At 65.7% G+C, this 15,749-nt stretch carries 15 protein-coding genes; 2 read left to right on the top strand and 13 right to left on the bottom strand.

Annotated features, from left to right (window positions below):
- Positions 1–14: 14 nt before the first annotated feature.
- Positions 15–1,274, bottom strand: coding sequence for a nucleotide sugar dehydrogenase (locus ACM1PE_RS27850; RefSeq protein ID WP_118932272.1), 1,260 nt, complete (start codon positions 1,272–1,274; stop codon positions 15–17).
- 586 nt (positions 1,275–1,860) lie between these two features.
- The gene (gene glmS, locus ACM1PE_RS27855) at positions 1,861–3,693 is read right to left on the bottom strand and encodes a glutamine--fructose-6-phosphate transaminase (isomerizing) (protein ID WP_118932271.1); all 1,833 of its coding nucleotides are present in this window, start codon (positions 3,691–3,693) and stop codon (positions 1,861–1,863) included.
- 152 nt (positions 3,694–3,845) lie between these two features.
- On the opposite strand from glmS, the gene ACM1PE_RS27860 reads away from it, so the two are divergent.
- Positions 3,846–4,334, top strand: coding sequence for an Lrp/AsnC family transcriptional regulator (locus tag ACM1PE_RS27860; protein ID WP_419341665.1), 489 nt, complete (start codon positions 3,846–3,848; stop codon positions 4,332–4,334).
- An 11-nt stretch (positions 4,335–4,345) separates the two neighbouring features.
- Here ACM1PE_RS27860 and ACM1PE_RS27865 read toward each other — a convergent pair whose 3' ends face one another.
- From ACM1PE_RS27865 to ACM1PE_RS27890, 6 genes are all read right to left on the bottom strand, one after another.
- Positions 4,346–5,404, bottom strand: a complete 1,059-nt coding sequence (locus tag ACM1PE_RS27865) for a glycosyltransferase family 4 protein (RefSeq protein ID WP_419341667.1) — start codon at positions 5,402–5,404, stop codon at positions 4,346–4,348.
- The gene (locus ACM1PE_RS27870; RefSeq protein WP_419341669.1) at positions 5,401–6,723 is read right to left on the bottom strand and encodes a UDP-glucose dehydrogenase family protein; all 1,323 of its coding nucleotides are present in this window, start codon (positions 6,721–6,723) and stop codon (positions 5,401–5,403) included. Before ACM1PE_RS27870 ends, ACM1PE_RS27865 begins: the two co-directional genes overlap by 4 nt.
- Positions 6,724–6,848: 125 nt before the next feature.
- Positions 6,849–8,261, bottom strand: a complete 1,413-nt coding sequence (locus ACM1PE_RS27875) for an MFS transporter (protein ID WP_059376892.1) — start codon at positions 8,259–8,261, stop codon at positions 6,849–6,851.
- Entirely contained in the window at positions 8,234–9,607 is a 1,374-nt protein-coding gene (gene glmU / locus ACM1PE_RS27880) for a bifunctional UDP-N-acetylglucosamine diphosphorylase/glucosamine-1-phosphate N-acetyltransferase GlmU (RefSeq protein WP_419341673.1), read from the bottom strand. The genes ACM1PE_RS27875 and glmU overlap by 28 nt, the downstream gene beginning before the upstream one ends.
- A 75-nt stretch (positions 9,608–9,682) precedes the next feature.
- On the bottom strand, positions 9,683–10,459 hold the full coding sequence (locus tag ACM1PE_RS27885) for a PhaM family polyhydroxyalkanoate granule multifunctional regulatory protein (RefSeq protein WP_118932266.1): 777 nt from the start codon (positions 10,457–10,459) through the stop codon (positions 9,683–9,685).
- 40 nt (positions 10,460–10,499) lie between these two features.
- Complete coding sequence (locus ACM1PE_RS27890; protein ID WP_119449870.1) at positions 10,500–11,177, bottom strand: glycine zipper 2TM domain-containing protein; 678 nt, start codon at positions 11,175–11,177, stop codon at positions 10,500–10,502.
- Between the two features lie 131 nt (positions 11,178–11,308).
- On the opposite strand from ACM1PE_RS27890, the gene ACM1PE_RS27895 reads away from it, so the two are divergent.
- The gene (locus ACM1PE_RS27895) at positions 11,309–11,527 is read left to right on the top strand and encodes a DUF3717 domain-containing protein (RefSeq protein WP_059376882.1); all 219 of its coding nucleotides are present in this window, start codon (positions 11,309–11,311) and stop codon (positions 11,525–11,527) included.
- Between the two features lie 21 nt (positions 11,528–11,548).
- Here the strand turns inward: ACM1PE_RS27895 and ACM1PE_RS27900 are convergent, their stop codons facing one another.
- The 5 genes from ACM1PE_RS27900 to ACM1PE_RS27920 form a co-directional block, all read right to left on the bottom strand.
- Positions 11,549–12,154, bottom strand: coding sequence for an SCO family protein (locus ACM1PE_RS27900; RefSeq protein ID WP_118935101.1), 606 nt, complete (start codon positions 12,152–12,154; stop codon positions 11,549–11,551).
- A gap of 17 nt (positions 12,155–12,171) precedes the next feature.
- A complete protein-coding gene (cyoE, locus tag ACM1PE_RS27905) occupies positions 12,172–13,065 on the bottom strand; it encodes a heme o synthase (RefSeq protein ID WP_054455442.1) in 894 nt (297 codons plus the stop codon).
- A gap of 13 nt (positions 13,066–13,078) precedes the next feature.
- On the bottom strand, positions 13,079–14,113 hold the full coding sequence (locus tag ACM1PE_RS27910) for a COX15/CtaA family protein (protein ID WP_306637389.1): 1,035 nt from the start codon (positions 14,111–14,113) through the stop codon (positions 13,079–13,081).
- 156 nt (positions 14,114–14,269) lie between these two features.
- Complete coding sequence (locus ACM1PE_RS27915; protein ID WP_054455444.1) at positions 14,270–14,851, bottom strand: SCO family protein; 582 nt, start codon at positions 14,849–14,851, stop codon at positions 14,270–14,272.
- A 90-nt stretch (positions 14,852–14,941) separates the two neighbouring features.
- Positions 14,942–15,748 carry an SURF1 family protein gene (locus ACM1PE_RS27920; protein ID WP_419341678.1) on the bottom strand — a complete coding sequence of 269 codons (807 nt, stop codon included), beginning with the start codon at positions 15,746–15,748 and terminating at the stop codon, positions 14,942–14,944.
- Position 15,749 lies beyond the last annotated feature (1 nt).

Here is a 15,749-nt window from a genome sequence, read left to right on the forward strand (position 1 = left end):
TAGTGAGCCTGAACTTAAAGAGTCCAGTACAGGAGGTCGGACTGAAGCCGTTTGCTGTCCAGCACGGACTTCAGGTCGCACACCATGCCGCCGCTCTTGACCAGCGTGGGCAGGTCGTCCCAGATGGAGTCCATGGTTTCGCGGTGCGGCACCGCCAGGATCAGCACGTCCATGTCGCGGAACTGGTCGCGTTCCACGAGCTTGATGCCGTACTCGTGCTCCATCTGTTCCGGGTCGACCATCGGGTCGCAGGCGACAGGAGTGATGCCGTATTCGCCCAGGGCGTTGTAGAGATCGACCACCTTGGAGTTGCGGATGTCGGGCACGTTTTCCTTGAACGTCATGCCCAGGATGCCGACGCGGGTCGTGGCATTGAGACGGCCGTTGCGGGCCAGGGTCTGGACCACGCGCGAAGCGACGTGGCTGGCCATGCCGTCATTGATGCGGCGGCCCGACAGGATGACTTCGGGGTGATAGCCAAGCTCCTGCGCCTTGGACGTCAGGTAGTACGGATCGACGCCGATGCAGTGACCGCCCACGAGACCAGGCGAAAACTTCAGGAAGTTCCACTTGGTGCCGGCGGCGGCCAGCACTTCCGAGGTGCGGATGCCGACCAGATCGCAGATCTTCGACATTTCGTTCATCAGCGCGATGTTGATGTCCCGCTGCGTGTTCTCCAGCACCTTCGCCGCCTCGGCGACCTTGATGGAGGAGGCGCGGTGCACGCCGGCATCGATGATCTTCTCGTACACGCCGGCAATGACTTCCAGCGATTCCTCGTCCTGGCCGGACACGATCTTGACGATCTTCTCCAGCGGATGCTCGCGGTCGCCCGGATTGATCCGCTCGGGGCTGTAGCCCAGCTTGAAATCGACGCCGCAACGCAGGCCGGACACCTTCTCCAGCTCCGGTCCGCAGATTTCCTCGGTGGCGCCGGGATGGACGGTGGATTCAAAAACCACGATGCAGCCGGGGCGCAGCACGGGGCCGATCGAGCGGCAGGCGCGCACCAGCAGAGAAAAATCCGGGTTGTTCTTTTCGTCGACGGGGGTCGGTACGGCCACGACGAAGAAATCGCAGCCTTCCAGTTCCGAGATCTGGTCGGTGAACTGCATCGGGGAGGCAAGCAACACGTCGCGTTCGATCTCGCCGGTCCAGTCATCACCCTCTTTCAGCCGTGCGATTCTCCGCTTGTCCACGTCAAAGCCGATGACATCAAAGCGCTTGGAAAATGCGACGGCTACGGGCAGGCCGACATATCCAAGGCCACACACTGCGATTCTCTTTACCACGGGGGACCTCACTGTTTTCGTCGTGTCGGAGACACTAGAAATTGACACCCGGGGGCACGAGATCGATGCAGAATCGAATATGTTTGCCCCGGTTCGGGCGGGCGTATTGCTTAAGAATATTTACAGCTCGATACTTGATCAGACGTGCCAAGCGGCGAGCCAACGAATCGTATAGGTAGCAAACAGCGAAATTCTTTCTAAATATTTTTATTGCTGTGCAAGTAAGTCGGATTCGTCGCAATAAACCCCGGGAAATCCCTCAAATAATTACATTCATTACATAAACCGCAACATGACCCGCCATTGAGGTTGTTAGCAAATATATAAAAGGGTTTTTCTTGGTCCGGTTTAACCAAAATGAAAAAACATAATGCCGGCGCGGGGTTATTTATTAATGGCCGGCGCAATGTCATATTCAAAAACAGCCTGGCTACAGTCATTATTCAGAAATAACAAAGACTGACGCCCGTCCGCAGCACAAGTAAGTATTCGCACACGAGCCGCCCGAAAAGCAAAAAGCCCACCGAGCGGGTGGGCTTTTGCTCGATACGGCTGCGATTGTCCGGCCTTACTCCACCGTCACGCTCTTGGCCAGGTTACGCGGCTTGTCCACGTCCGTGCCTCGCGCGCACGCCGTGTGGTACGACAGCAGCTGCAGCGGGATGGTGTGCAGGATGGGCGAGAGCTTGCCGTAGTGCTCCGGCATGCGGATCACGTGCATGCCTTCGGCGCTCTGGATCTTGCTGTCGGCGTCGGCGAAGACATACAGCTCGCCGCCGCGGGCGCGCACTTCCTGCATGTTGGACTTCAGCTTTTCCAGCAGCTCGTCCTTGGGCGCGATGGTAACCACGGGCATGTGCTCGGTCACCAGGGCCAGCGGGCCGTGCTTGAGTTCGCCGGCCGGGTAGGCCTCGGCGTGGATGTAGCTGATTTCCTTGAGCTTGAGCGCGCCTTCCAGGGCGATCGGGTAGTGCATGCCGCGGCCCAGGAACAGGGCATTTTCCTTGGACGCGAAGCGGTCGGCCCAGGCCATGATCTGCGGCTCCAGGGCCAGCACCGAGCCGATGGCCACGGGCAGGTGGCGCAGCGCCTTCAGGTGTTCGGCTTCCTGCTCTTCGCTCAGATGGCCGCGCACCTGCGCCAGCGCCAGGGTCAGCAGGAACAGGGCGGTGAGCTGGGTGGTGAAGGCCTTGGTGGACGCCACGCCGATCTCGACGCCGGCGCGCGTGATGTACGACAGCTTGCACTCGCGCACCATGGCGCTGGTGGACACGTTGCAGATGGTCAGCGTGTTTTCCATGCCCAGCGAGCGGGCGTGCTTGAGGGCGGCCAGGGTGTCGGCGGTTTCGCCGGACTGCGAGATGGTGACCACCAGCGAGCGCGGGTTGGGCACGCTGTCGCGGTAGCGGTATTCGCTGGCGATTTCCACGGCCACGGGGATCTTGGCGATGGACTCGATCCAGTACTTGGCGGTCAGGCCGGCGTAGTAGCTGGTGCCGCAGGCCAGGATCAGCAGGGAATCGACGTCCTTGAAGATCTTGTAGGCCTGGTCGCCGAACAGTTCGGGCGTGATGGCTTCGATGTCCTGCAGCGTGTCGCCGACGGCGCGCGGCTGTTCGAAGATTTCCTTCTGCATGTAGTGGCGGTAGGGGCCGAGTTCGGCCGCGCCGGTATGCACGTGCACGGTGTGGACTTCGCGGTCCACGTTCTTGCCGTTGGCGTCCACGATCCAGACGCGCGAGAGCTGCAGGTCGACGACGTCGCCGTCTTCCAGGTAGATGATCTGGTCGGTGGTGCCGGCCAGGGCCAGCGCGTCGGAAGCCAGGAAGTTCTCGTTCTGGCCCACGCCCACGACCAGCGGCGAGCCTTGGCGCGCGCCGACCACGCGGTGCGGCTCGTCGCGGCAGAACACGGCGATGGCGTAGGCGCCATGCAGGCGGCGCACGGCGTTCTGCACGGCTTCGAACAGGTCGCCGGCATACAGGTGGTTGACCAGGTGCGCGATCACTTCGGTGTCGGTCTGGCTTTCGAAGACGTAGCCCACGGCCTGCAGCTCGGCGCGCAGTTCGTCGTGGTTCTCGATGATGCCGTTGTGGACCAGCGCGATGCGCGGCTCGTCGTTGCCCAGGCGCGAGAAGTGCGGGTGAGCGTTGTGGGTGGCCGGCACGCCGTGCGTGGCCCAGCGGGTGTGGGCGATACCGGTAAAGCCGCTGACCTTGTCCTGCGCAACCTGTTCGGCCAGTTCGGCCACGCGTTGCGTGCTGCGCGTGCGGCGCAGATGGCCGTCGGCGTAGACGGCGACGCCGCAGGAGTCGTAGCCGCGGTATTCAAGGCGCTTGAGGCCTTCGACGAGGATCGGGGTGATGTCGCGCTGGGCGACGGCGCCAACAATGCCGCACATAGGAGAGTGCTCCGGTAAGTTCGTGTACCGACGCATTGTGCTCGTCCCTGCAAGAAATTTGATTTCTTTATACTGATAAAAATGGAAGTTAATTCCCTTACATGATTGTGATTAAATAATATTTCTTCAGGATCATTTTTTTGAAATTAATCATGCAAAACGCACAGATTTCCCTGCCAGAGCTGGACGATCTGGACCGGCGCATTCTTGAACAGTTACAAGAAGACAGTTCGCTGACCAACCAGGAGCTGGCGCAACGCGTGCATGCCTCGCCCCCGACCTGCCTGCGGCGGGTCCGCCGGTTGGTGGACGAAGCGGTGATAGACAGGCAGGTGGCGATCCTGTCGGCGGAAAAACTGGGCAGCACGCTGACGGCGATCGTGGAGATCACCCTGGACGTGCAGGCGGCTGAAAGCCTGGACGCGTTCGAACAGAGCATGCTGACCGAACCCGCGGTGCTGCAGTGCTACCGGGTGTCGCCAGGGCCGGATTTCGTGGTCATCGCCCAGGTGAAGGACATGCCGGCTTATCACGCGCTGGTGCACCGGGCCTTTACCGCACAGGCCAATGTGCGCAACGTGCGCACCTTCTTCTCGGTGCATCGCGCCAAGTTCGAGACCCGGATAGATCTGCGGACCTGACGCGCGGCGGATCAGCGGCGGGCGAGCAGGCGATCGAACTGCGCCAGGTAGCGGTTGCCCATTTTCTGCACGTCGTGCTCGTCGCGCACGTAGGCGTAGGCGCGTTCGGTGACTTCCTGGCGGAAGGCCGCGTCGTCCAGGCAACGCGCCATGCCCTGCGCCATGGCCTGGAAATCGCCCACGGCGCACAGCACGCCGCGTCCGTCGGCCAGGCTTTCCTTCAGGCCGCCGGCATCGGTGGACACCACTGGCACGCGTTGCAGGAAGGCGTCCAGCACGCTGCTGCCCAGGGCCTCTTCCTCGGAGCTCATGACGAACACGTCGAGGATGCTGTAGAAATCTTCCACGCCCTTGCGAAAGCCTGCAAAGCGATAGACGTCCTCGATGCCGAGCTTGCGCGCCTCGTCCTTGGCCTGCTGCTCGCGGTCGCCGCCGGCGCCGAAGTGCAGGAACACGAAGTCGCGGCGCGTCTTGGCCAATTCGGCCACGGCGCGCACCAGCGTGACCGGATCCTTGTCGCGGATCAGCGCGGCCGACGTGGCCATGACCTTCTTGCCGGTCAGGTCGAATTCGCGCACCAGCCGGGCGACATTCTCGGCGTCGATCTGGTGCGGCTCGACGGCGCTGCGGATGATGACGGGCTCGATCCCCAGGCGGCGCGGTTCGCCCGCGGCCATCTCGCTGATCGCCACGAACAGGTCGGCGTGGCGCCATTTGAAGCCGGTCTTCCATTCATCGCCGGGCTTGACCACGAAGGACGTGCGGCGGGAAAAAGCCACCGGCCGGCGGTGCAGCCATTTGGTCAGGACCGCCCAGGTGATGGTGTTGGCGGTCTGCGCGTGGACGATGTCGTAGCGGCCTGCGCCAGCCAGGAAGGCCAGCTGTCCGGGCACGTTGCGGCAGGTATGGGCCACGAAACCCTCCTGGCGCGCGCGCTCGGCCAGCGGCGCGCCTTCGCGGCACATCACTTCGACATCGTGGCCGGCCTTGCGGAATGCGCGCATGCAGTACAGCGTCTGCCGTTCGCCGCCGCGCCACCCCTTCTCGAAGTTCAGCTGCAGGATCCTCATGCGCGGCCGATGCCCGAGTACTCGAAGCCCAGGCCGCGCACGTCCGCGGGCGTATAGAGGTTACGTCCGTCGATGATGAGCGGGGTCTTGAGCAGGGCTTTGACGCGGTCGAAATCGGGCGCGCGGAAGACCTTCCATTCGGTCGCGATCAGGAGCGCGTCAGCGCCGTCCAGCGCGTCGTACATGTCGGTGGCGAAGCTGATGCCGGGCTTGCCGGTCAGCGCGCGCGCGGCCTCGTGCATGGCGACGGGATCATAGGCGCGCACCTCGGCGCCGCGGCGCGTCAGTTCGGCGATGACGGTCAGGCTGGGCGCTTCGCGCATGTCATCGGTATTGGGCTTGAAGGACAGGCCCCATAGCGCGATCTTGCGGCCCTTGAGGTCTTCGCCGAAACGCGCCACCAGTTTTTCGGACAGGCGGAATTTCTGCGCGTGGTTGGCAGCCTCGGCGGCCTCGATGACGCGCATGGGCAAGGCGTTCTCGGCAGCGGTGTTGACCAGCGCCTGCACGTCCTTGGGGAAGCAGGAGCCGCCGTAGCCCGCGCCGGGGTACAGGAAGTGATAGCCGATGCGCGGGTCGGCGCCGATGCCGCGGCGTACTTGCTCGATATCCGCGCCCAGGGCTTCAGCCAGGTTCGCCATTTCGTTCATGAAGGAAATGCGCGTGGCCAGCATGGCGTTGGCGGCGTACTTGGTCAGCTCGGCCGAGCGCACGTCCATCACCATCAGGCGGTCGTGGGTGCGCTGGAAGGGCTCGTAGATGCGGCGCATGACGCCGATGGTGTAGTCGTCGTCCGCGCCGACCACGACCCGGTCCGGGCTCATGAAGTCGTTGATGGCCGCGCCTTCCTTCAGGAATTCGGGGTTGGACGCCACACTGAACGGAATGTCCACGCCACGCGCGGCCAGTTCACGCGCCACCACGTCACGCACCTTGTCAGCGGTACCCACCGGCACGGTGGACTTGTCCACGATCAGCTTGCGCGACGTCATGTGGCGCGCGATGTTCTGGGCGGCGGCCAGCACGTACTTCAGGTCGGCCGAACCGTCCTCGCCGGGCGGGGTGCCGACGGCGATGAACTGCACGTCGCCAAAGGCCACGCTCTGCGCGACGTCGTCGGTGAAATGCAGGCGGCCCGCCTGCACGTTGCGGCGCACCAGGTCTTCGAGGCCCGGCTCGTAGATGGGAATGCCGCCCTGGCGCAGGAGGGCGATCTTCGCCGCGTCCACGTCCAGACACATGACGTCGTTGCCCATGTCGGCCAGGCACGCCCCCGACACCAACCCCACGTAACCGGTACCCACGACCGTGATCTTCATGCCTGAACGCCTTCAAAATAGGTAATCGTTGCGCCGGGTGACTGAAACCCGGCGCCGGCCGTCATTATAGAAGCGGCCGAGGCCCGGGCCCGCCGGCGCCGTAAAGACGGTCCCTCGGGACCGCCCTACGTCCGCAGCTTGCTGAAGCGGACCGTATTGACCACCACCGCCAGCCCGGCGCAAATGGTGCCCAGCACCAGCGCCAGGCCCGGGCCATGCGCCAGGCTGATGCTGAACGCGATCGCGACCAGCGCCGTGCCGAAACTCTGGCCGAAGACCCGGGTGGTGGCCTGCAGGCCGCCCGCCGCGCCGCTGCGCGAACGGGGCGCGGCCGACAGCATGGCGCGGTTGTTGGGCGTCTGGAAAAAGCCGAAACCCATCCCCGCCACGAACATGCCCGCGACGATGGGCCAGTTCGACACCGTGGCCGGCAGCGCCGCCAGCCACAGCATGCCGACCACCATCGCGGCCGCGCCTATGCCGCTGAGCGTGGCGGCCGAGTAACGGTCGGACAGCCGGCCCGCCAGCGGAGCGATGAGGGCGGTACCCACGGGCCAGGCGCCCATCAGCATGCCCACTTCCAGATAGGGCCGGCCCAGCACCTGCTGGAAATAGAACGGCAGCGACACATAGGACGCCATCTGCGCGGCGAAGGTGCAGGCCGAGGCGCCCACCGCAAAGGCCAGCGGACGGATGCGCAGCAGGTCCACCGGCACCAGCGGCGCCGGCTGCTTGCCGACGCGGCGCACCAGCACGAAGCCGATAACCGTGGCGATCGCCACCAGGCCGATGCCGCGCAGCAGGTCCATGCCCATCATGTCCACGCCCGAAATGAAGACGCCCAGGGTCAGCATGCACAGCAGGGCGCTGATCCAGTCCAGCTTCACGTCGTTGCGCGGCACTTCCGGCAGATGGCGCAGGCCCAGCATCGTCAGCGCGCAGATCGGCAGGTTGACGGCAAAGATCCAGGGCCAGGGCGCCACCGACAGGATGGCCGAGCCGATGGTCGGCCCCAGCACCGACATGATGGCCACGGTGGTGGCGTTGATGCTGATCCCGCGTCCCAGCAGCTTCAGCGGATAGATGTTGCGCACCAGCCCGCCGAACATGCACATGAGCGACGCCGCGCCTATGCCCTGGAACACGCGCGCCGCCGTCAGCTGCCAGAGCGTGCCGGCCAGGGCGCAGCCCAGCGAGGCCAGGGTGAACAGCATCAGGCCGAAGGTGAACATGCGGCGAAAGCCGATGCGCTCGGCCAGCGCCGACAAGGGCAGCAGCATCATCACCACCGCCAGGTTGTAGGCGTTCACGATCCAGACCGCCTGGGCCGGCGACGCATTGAGGTCGACGGCGATCGTGGGCAGGGCCACGTTGGCGATGGTGGTGTCCAGAACCGACAGGCTGATGCCTGTCATCACGGTGGCCGCCGCCCAGTACCGGCGCGGCGTCGGCAGGCCGTCGGGCGGCGCGGGCTTGGCGCCGTTGGCCGGCGCCTCTCCGCTCTGCCCCGTCACGATTTCTTGACCGGGCGCTGCCATCCGTCGACGGTGACCTGCTTGGCGCGCGACACCGTCAGTTTCTCGGCCGGCGCGTCGCGGGTCAGGGTGGTGCCAGCGCCCAGCGTGGCGCCGCGGCCGACACGCACCGGGGCCACCAGCTGCGTGTCCGAACCGATGAAGGCGTCATCCTCGATGACGGTGCGGTGCTTGTTCACGCCGTCATAGTTGCAGGTGATGGTGCCCGCCCCCACGTTCACGCGCGCGCCGATGTCGGCGTCACCGATGTAGGCCAGGTGGTTGGCCTTGCTGTCCTCGCCCAGCACGCTCTTCTTGATCTCGACGAAGTTGCCGACATGGCTGCGATCGCCAAGTTCGGCGCCGGGACGCAGACGGGCGTACGGGCCGACGCGCGCATCGCGGCCGACCTGGGCCTGCTGCAGATGGCTGTAGGCTTCGATGTGCGTGCCCGGGCCGACGCTGACGTCGCGCAGCACGCAATGCGGGCCCACGCGCACGCCGTCGGCCAGCGACACCAGGCCTTCGAACACGCAGCCCACGTCGATGAAAACGTCGCGTCCGCAGGTGAGCGAGCCGCGCACATCGAAGCGCGCCGGGTCAGCCAGGGTGACGCCCGCTTCCAGCTGGCGGCGGGCCTGTTCGGCCTGCCAGCGGCGTTCCAGTTCGGCCTGCTGCACGCGGCTGTTCACGCCCAGCGTTTCCCAGGACGCACCCGGTTGGGCCGCGCCCACCGGCACGCTGTCGACCACCGCCAGGCCGACCACATCGGTCAGGTAGTACTCGCCCTGGGCGTTGTTGTTGTCGATGCGGGACAACCAGTCCTTCAGCTTCGCGGTCGGCGCGGTGAGGATGCCGGTATTCACTTCCTTGATCTCGCGCTCGGCGTCCGAGGCGTCCTTGTGCTCGACAATGCGGCACACGTTGCCGCTGGCGTCGCGCACGATGCGGCCATAGCCGGTGGAATCTTCCAACACTTCGGTCAGCACAGCGGCGCCGGCGCCGCGCGCTGCCAGCAGGCGCTGCAGGGTTTCGGGCTGTACCAACGGCACGTCGCCGTAGAGCACCAGGGTCACGTCGTCCTTGCCATCGCCCTCAAGCAGCAGCGGCACGGCCTGCTGTACGGCGTGCCCGGTGCCTTGCTGCGGCTGCTGCAACACGAAGTGCAGGTCCGCCTGGCCTTCGTAGGCCTGCTTGACACGGTCCGCGCCGTGGCCGACCACGACGATGATGCGCGCCGGCTTCAGTTGGCGCGCGCTGTCCAGCACGTGGCCCAGCATCGGTTTGCCAGCCAGCGTGTGCAGCACTTTGGGGAGATCGGACTGCATGCGTTTACCCAGTCCGGCGGCAAGAATTACTACGTTAAGCATAGGTTCCAGTATGTTGAATGGCGACCGAGAGGCCTTGCGGCCATCTCGCCCGACGATTGAAAGAGAGGACCGACGCTAGTTGGCGTCCGGTCCGGTTTTCTTGGCGGCCTTGCGGGGCGCGGCGGACTTGCGGGCCGCCGGCTTGGATGCCTTGGCGGCGGGCGCGGCCGCGGCCTTGGAATCGCCCGGTTTGGGATTGGATTTGGCCGCCGCATCCGCGCCGGGAGCGGCAGGCGCCGCCGGCATGGAAGCCGCGGTAGCGGCGGCGATCTGGTTGAACTGCTGCTGCAGCAGATCCCACCAGGCCTTGGAAGCCGATTGCGCCGCGGCGCCCATCTGCTCGCTCATGCCTGGCGCGGCGGATTGCTGCTGCCCCGCAGCGCCGGTGGCTTCCTCGTCCTTGTTCTTGCCGCCCTCGGCGGCAGAACCAGAGGCCGCCGCCTTGGTTGCGGACTTGGGCGCAGGTTTCAGACCCAGCACCACTTCCAGCGGCGAGGCCGCGCCGCTGTCCTGGAAGGCGCTCATGTCCATGCTGGCCGCGCTGTCCACGAAGGCTCGCAAGGTGCTGATGGTGGAGCGTTGGACTTCCATGCCCTGGATCGTCCCGGACAGCATGGACAGGTTCATGCGCAGCCAGTTTTCCACCGAACGTAATTCGGCGATACGGCGGTCCAGGTCTTCCAGGTTCATCGGGGGAGCCATGGGCAGGCTGCTGGCCAGACCGCCAGGTCCGGTCAGGCCCGCCCAGGCCTGGCGCATCATTTCCATGCTGGCCAGGAGCGGGTTGCCCGACAGGTCGGAATGCTGGCCCATGCCGGGCAGAACGAACGGGTTCGTGTGTTGGTCGCTCATTCCTGGTCTCCCCTAAGACAGATATCGCCGGCAGGCGGGATCATCCGCGCAGCAGCTGATTGTTCTCCACGCGCACATGATCGCCGGACGCAAAAGCGAACGGCTGCGCGCTGCGGAACTGCCGCGTGCTGCCGTCATTCATGCGCACCGTGAGTTCATAGTGCGTCACCGTTTGTTGCTGTCTGATATTACGCTCAACTTCACGGCCTGCCAAAGCGCCGCCCACCGCGCCCAGCACGGTCAGGGCCGTCTTGCCGCTGCCGCCGCCGAACTGGTTGCCCACGACGCCGCCGACCACGCCGCCGCCGATGGTGCCGATGAGGTGGTCGCTATTGTCCTTGACGGGTACCTGCACTTGTCGGACCGATTCCACCACGCCGCAGGTGGCGCAGGCTTGCGGCGCTGGCGATTGGGGCGCGGGGCGCTGGGCGGGAGCCGGCGCCTGGGCCTGAGCCTGGGGACGCGGCGCAGCGGACGCCTGCGCCCCTTGCGCGGGCGCGGGCGGCACGGCGGCCTGCGGCGCGGGCGCCAGGTTGGCGTCTTCGGGACCGGCCTCGGCCACGGGTTCGTCGGCATGCGGGTTGGCCGAAGGCGAGGGCAGCCAGCCCATCACGGCGGCCACGCCCACCGTACACATGACGATGACGGCGATCGCCGCGGCAGCGACCAGGGGATGGATGGCGCGGCGCGCAGATTCAATTTTGGCGGATGTATTCATGACGATGCTCCATCGTTACTAACCGGCAGTGGTATAGCACCCAGGCACGGTTTCGGCGTGTTGCGATGGTGACGCTTCTTTGCAGGACTTGCGCGGGTGGACAGCATTGCCCATTCGTGGACAATAGCCGGATGGATCCCATTACCCTGCCCCAGCTCGAACAGGCCATCAACTACTGGCGCAATGTTTCGCCGTCGGTGGGCGACGAGTCCCGCCTGTGCCCCGAGGCTGCCGCGCTGGCCACCCCTTACGCGCTGATGATCATGGCGCATCGGCGCGAGATCCCCGCCGCCGAACTGAGCGAGCCGGCCCGCGCCGCGCTGGCCGGTTGGGCCGCCGCCGGCAAGTAGGCCAGGGGCGGGCGCGCCTGCTCAATCCTTGAGCAAGGCTTTGATGTCCTGCGTCAGGGCTTCCACCCCGATGTTGTTGTTGGCCAGCACGCGCGATTCGCCCTTGCCGTCCAGCAGGTAGAACGCGGCCGTGTGGTCCATGGTGTAGCTGCCGTCCTTGGTGGGCGCCTTGGCGTAATAGGCCTTGAAGGACGCGGCGGCCTTCTTCACCTGGTCCGGCGTGCCGGTCAGCCCCAGGAAGCGCGGATCGAAGGCGGTGACATACTGCTTGAGGACTTCAGGCGTGTCGCGCTCGGGATCCACCGAAATCAGCAACACCTGGACGCGGTCGGCGTCCGGACCCAACTTCTTCATGACCTCGGTCAGCTCGGCCAGCGAGGTCGGGCACACGTCCGGACACTGCGTGAAGCCGAAGAACACGACCACCACCTTGCCGGCGAAATCGGACAACTGGCGCGTCTTGCCGTTGTAATCGACCAGCTCCATGCCACGACCCAATTGGGTGCCGCTGATGTCGCTGCCCTTGAAGACGGGCTTGCTGTCGCCGCAGGCGGCCAGAGCGGCGGTGAAAGCGGCGGCTGCGCCCAGGCGCAGGACCAGCCGGCGGCTGGTGGAAAACACGGACATCGACAACCTCCAGGGGATCAGCGCAGCAGGCCGACCCAGTGGTCCACCAGCAGGGCGCCGAACAGCAGCGCCAGGTAGAGAATGGAAAAACGGAACATGCTGCGCGCCAGCTCGTCGCTGTAGGCGCGATAGAGCCGCCATGCATAGGAGACGAACATGCCGCCCAGCACCAGCGCGGAAACCAGGTAGAGTTCGCCGCTCATGCGGATGGCATAGGGCAACAGCGTGGTGGCGACCAGCGCCACGCTGTACAAGAGGATGTGCAGGCGCGTGAACTGGTTGCCGTGCGTGACCGGCAGCATCGGCAGCCCGGCCTTGGCGTAATCGTGGTTGCGGTAAAGCGCCAGCGCCCAGAAGTGCGGCGGCGTCCAGATGAAGATGATCAGCACCAGGATCCAGGCCTCGGCCGGCACCGAGTCCGCCACGGTGGCCCAACCGAGCGCGGGCGGCATGGCGCCCGACAGGCCGCCGATGACGATGTTCTGCGGCGTGCGCGGCTTCAGGATGACGGTATAGATGACGGCATAACCCACGAAGGTGGCGAAGGTCAGCCACATGGTCAGCGGATTGACCAGGTGATACAGCACGAACATGCCGGCGCCGCCCAGCAGGCCGGACATGCTCAGCACCTGGAACGCCGAAATCGTGCCGCGCGCCGTGCCGCGGCGCGCGGTGCGCAGCATGCGGGCGTCGATTTCCTGTTCGATCAGGCAATTGATGGCGAAAGCGGCCGCGGCCAGCAGCCAGATGCCCAGCGTGCCGAACAGCACGCGGCGCATGTCGGGAATGCCGGGCGCCGCCAGGAACATGCCGATCACGGCGCAAAACACCGCCAACTGCGTCACACGCGGCTTGGTGAGGACGAAATACTGGCGGAACAATCCGGGCTGGGGAGCAGCAATACTGGTCATAGTGGGCCCTATTTTAAACGCGCACCGAATTGGGGCCGTAGCCCCCGGCGGGCGCACGTCCAGCTGTGGACAAACGCACCATCAACACCACCGCGGCCAGGGTCAGGCCGGCGGCGCCTCCATTGTGCAGCACCGCGATCAACAGCGGCCACTGGAAAAAGATCGTGGTCAGGCCGGTCAGCAGCTGCGCGCCCAGCAGCGCCAGCATCAGCGTGGCCGGGCCGCGCAGGCCGGGCTCGGCGCGCAGGCGCCAGGCCAGTATGCCCAGGTACAGGAACACCACGAAGGCAAAGTTGCGGTGGACCCAGTGGATCGCGGTCAGCGCCGGCTGGGAGATCATCTCGCCCGAGGGCAATTCGCCCAGCGCCCGGATGACCGAATAGCCGCCATGGAAATCCATTTCCGGCACCCAGGCTCCGTGGCACATGGGGAAGTCCATGCAGGCCAGCGCGGCGTAGTTGGTGCTGACCCAACCGCCCAGGGTCACCTGCACCAGCAGCAGGGCAAAGCCCCCGGCCACCCAGGGCTTCCAGCGCGCGGCCGCCGCGGCCACGGCCAGATGCGGACGCTCGCGCGCCGACAGCCAGGTCATCAACGCCAACACCGACAGGCCGAACACCAGGTGTGCGGTCACGACGACGGGCATCAGCTTGTGGGTCACGGTCCAGGCGCCGAACGCGCCCTGCACGCAAACCGCGATCAGGGTCACGACGGCCAGCTTGGGCGAACGGCCCAGCTGGCTGCGGTAGCGCCAGGCCATGTAGACGATGCCGATGATCAGCATGCCCAGGATGGTGCCGACATAGCGGTGGATCATTTCGATCCAGGCCTTGGACAAGGTGACCGGGCCGAAAGGCATGGCCTGCGACGCTTCGTGGATGTCGCCCATCGCGCCCAGCGGCGTAACGCTGCCGTAGCAGCCGGGCCAATCGGGGCAGCCCAGGCCGGAGTCCGTCAACCGCACGAAAGCGCCGAACATGATGAGGTCCAGCGTCAGGAACCAGGTAAAGAAAACAAGCTTGCGATAACGCGCTTTGATGCGTTCGATTTCCATAAACATCCAATCTGCGGCGCCGCGCGCGACGCATTAAAACCATCCTGCCCCAATCCGGGCCGCCATGGAGCCGGCTGTGCCGGTCCATGCGCGGCGCCCCCTAGGCGGTCCCCCCTTGCGGGGGAAGCGCCGCAGGCGCTCCGGGGGTGGTTACCCTATTCTCGAGCTGTACACCAGCTTGCTGATGTCCTTGCGCACCTTCACGCCATCGGCCTCGGCAGGGTACTGCATCATCAGGTTGCCCAACGGGTCGATCACCCAGATCGGCGCCTCCAGCCCGGGCTGGCCCGCCGCAGTATCGCGCGCCAGCAGGAACCGCGCCAATTGGTCCGGATTCGCGCGCACCATGACCGTGCCCTTGTAGGCTTCCAGCACCTTGTCCGGCACGGGCGCATCGTCCGTGATGAACCAGACACGCGCCAGCCGGTCGACGTTCTTGCCCTGGCTGGCATGGCTGTTGCGCGCGATGAAGAGCTTGCGGGCGCAGCTTTCCGGGCAAGCGCCGCCGTCGGCGGCCACCAGCAGCCACTTGCCCTTCAGGCTCTGCAGGTCGAAAGGCTGGCCATCCAACGTGGTCAGGCGCAATTCCGCGGCCGCGGGCATGGGCCGCTGCGGATTCAGGAGCGCGCCGTAATTGCTGGACTCATCGGGCCACCACTGCGGATTCATGTAGACCACGACCGCCGCGACGATGGGCGCCAGCGAGCACAGGAACACCAGCAGCATCGGCATCAGGGAGCGCTTGCGTGCGGGCTTGGTAGAGGAAAGGTCGCGAGCCACTTTGTATCCTGTCGTCTTGCGGGTTAAGAATCGGCGTCCCGGTCAGGCGCCGGGCGCGTTCTGCGCGCGCCGCATGCGCCGGATGGCGCCCCCCAGCACCACCAGCCATGCGACGGCGGCAATCGAGGCAAAGGCAAACCACTGTATGGCATAGGACGTGTTCTGCTGGAAGTCCACGGACGGCTGCGGCCAATCGCGCACCAGGCCGTCTTCAGCACCACTTGCGGATTGCGACAGCACCGTGGGCAGCAGCGCCAGACCGGTGGACTTGGCGTATGCGTCCAGCGGCAGGTTCTGCACCTGCGGCAAAACGCCGCCAGCCGCGGGCAGCGACGCCGGCAAGGCGGATTGCTCCGTCCCGCCCAGCGACCAGATCTCGAACAGGCGCGGCACGCGCGGCGACAGTTCGCCCGTCACTGTCTGCTGCCCTTCGGGCGTGGCGGGCAGCGGCGGCTGCGCAGGACCCTGGCCCTGGATGCCCATGACGCGCGGAATCCAGCCGCGCAGCACCAGCACGGCGCGGCGCGCATCGGCGTCCAGCAGCAAGGGCGTGGCCAGCCAATAGCCGGGCTTGCCGTCGTGGTTGCGATTGTCCAGCAGTACACTGAATTGCGGCAGCCAGACCCCGCTGGCCTGGGCCGAACGCCAGGCGGTCATCTCGGCGGGATCGGTGGCCGGGGTCAAGGGCAGCGGCGCTTGCTTGCGGCCCGCTTCGATAGCGGCCAGAATGGCGCGTCGCTCATCGCCGCGGCGCAATTGCCATTGCCCCAGCGATGCCAGGATGACCACGGCGGCACCCAGCAACAGCAAGGCGGCTACCGTGTATCGGGTTGAATGCGGTCGGGCCATA

Origin of the sequence: Achromobacter sp. PD1, assembly GCF_048541815.1 — a bacterium.
Taxonomy (GTDB): Bacteria; Pseudomonadota; Gammaproteobacteria; order Burkholderiales; family Burkholderiaceae_B; genus Achromobacter; species Achromobacter bronchisepticus_A.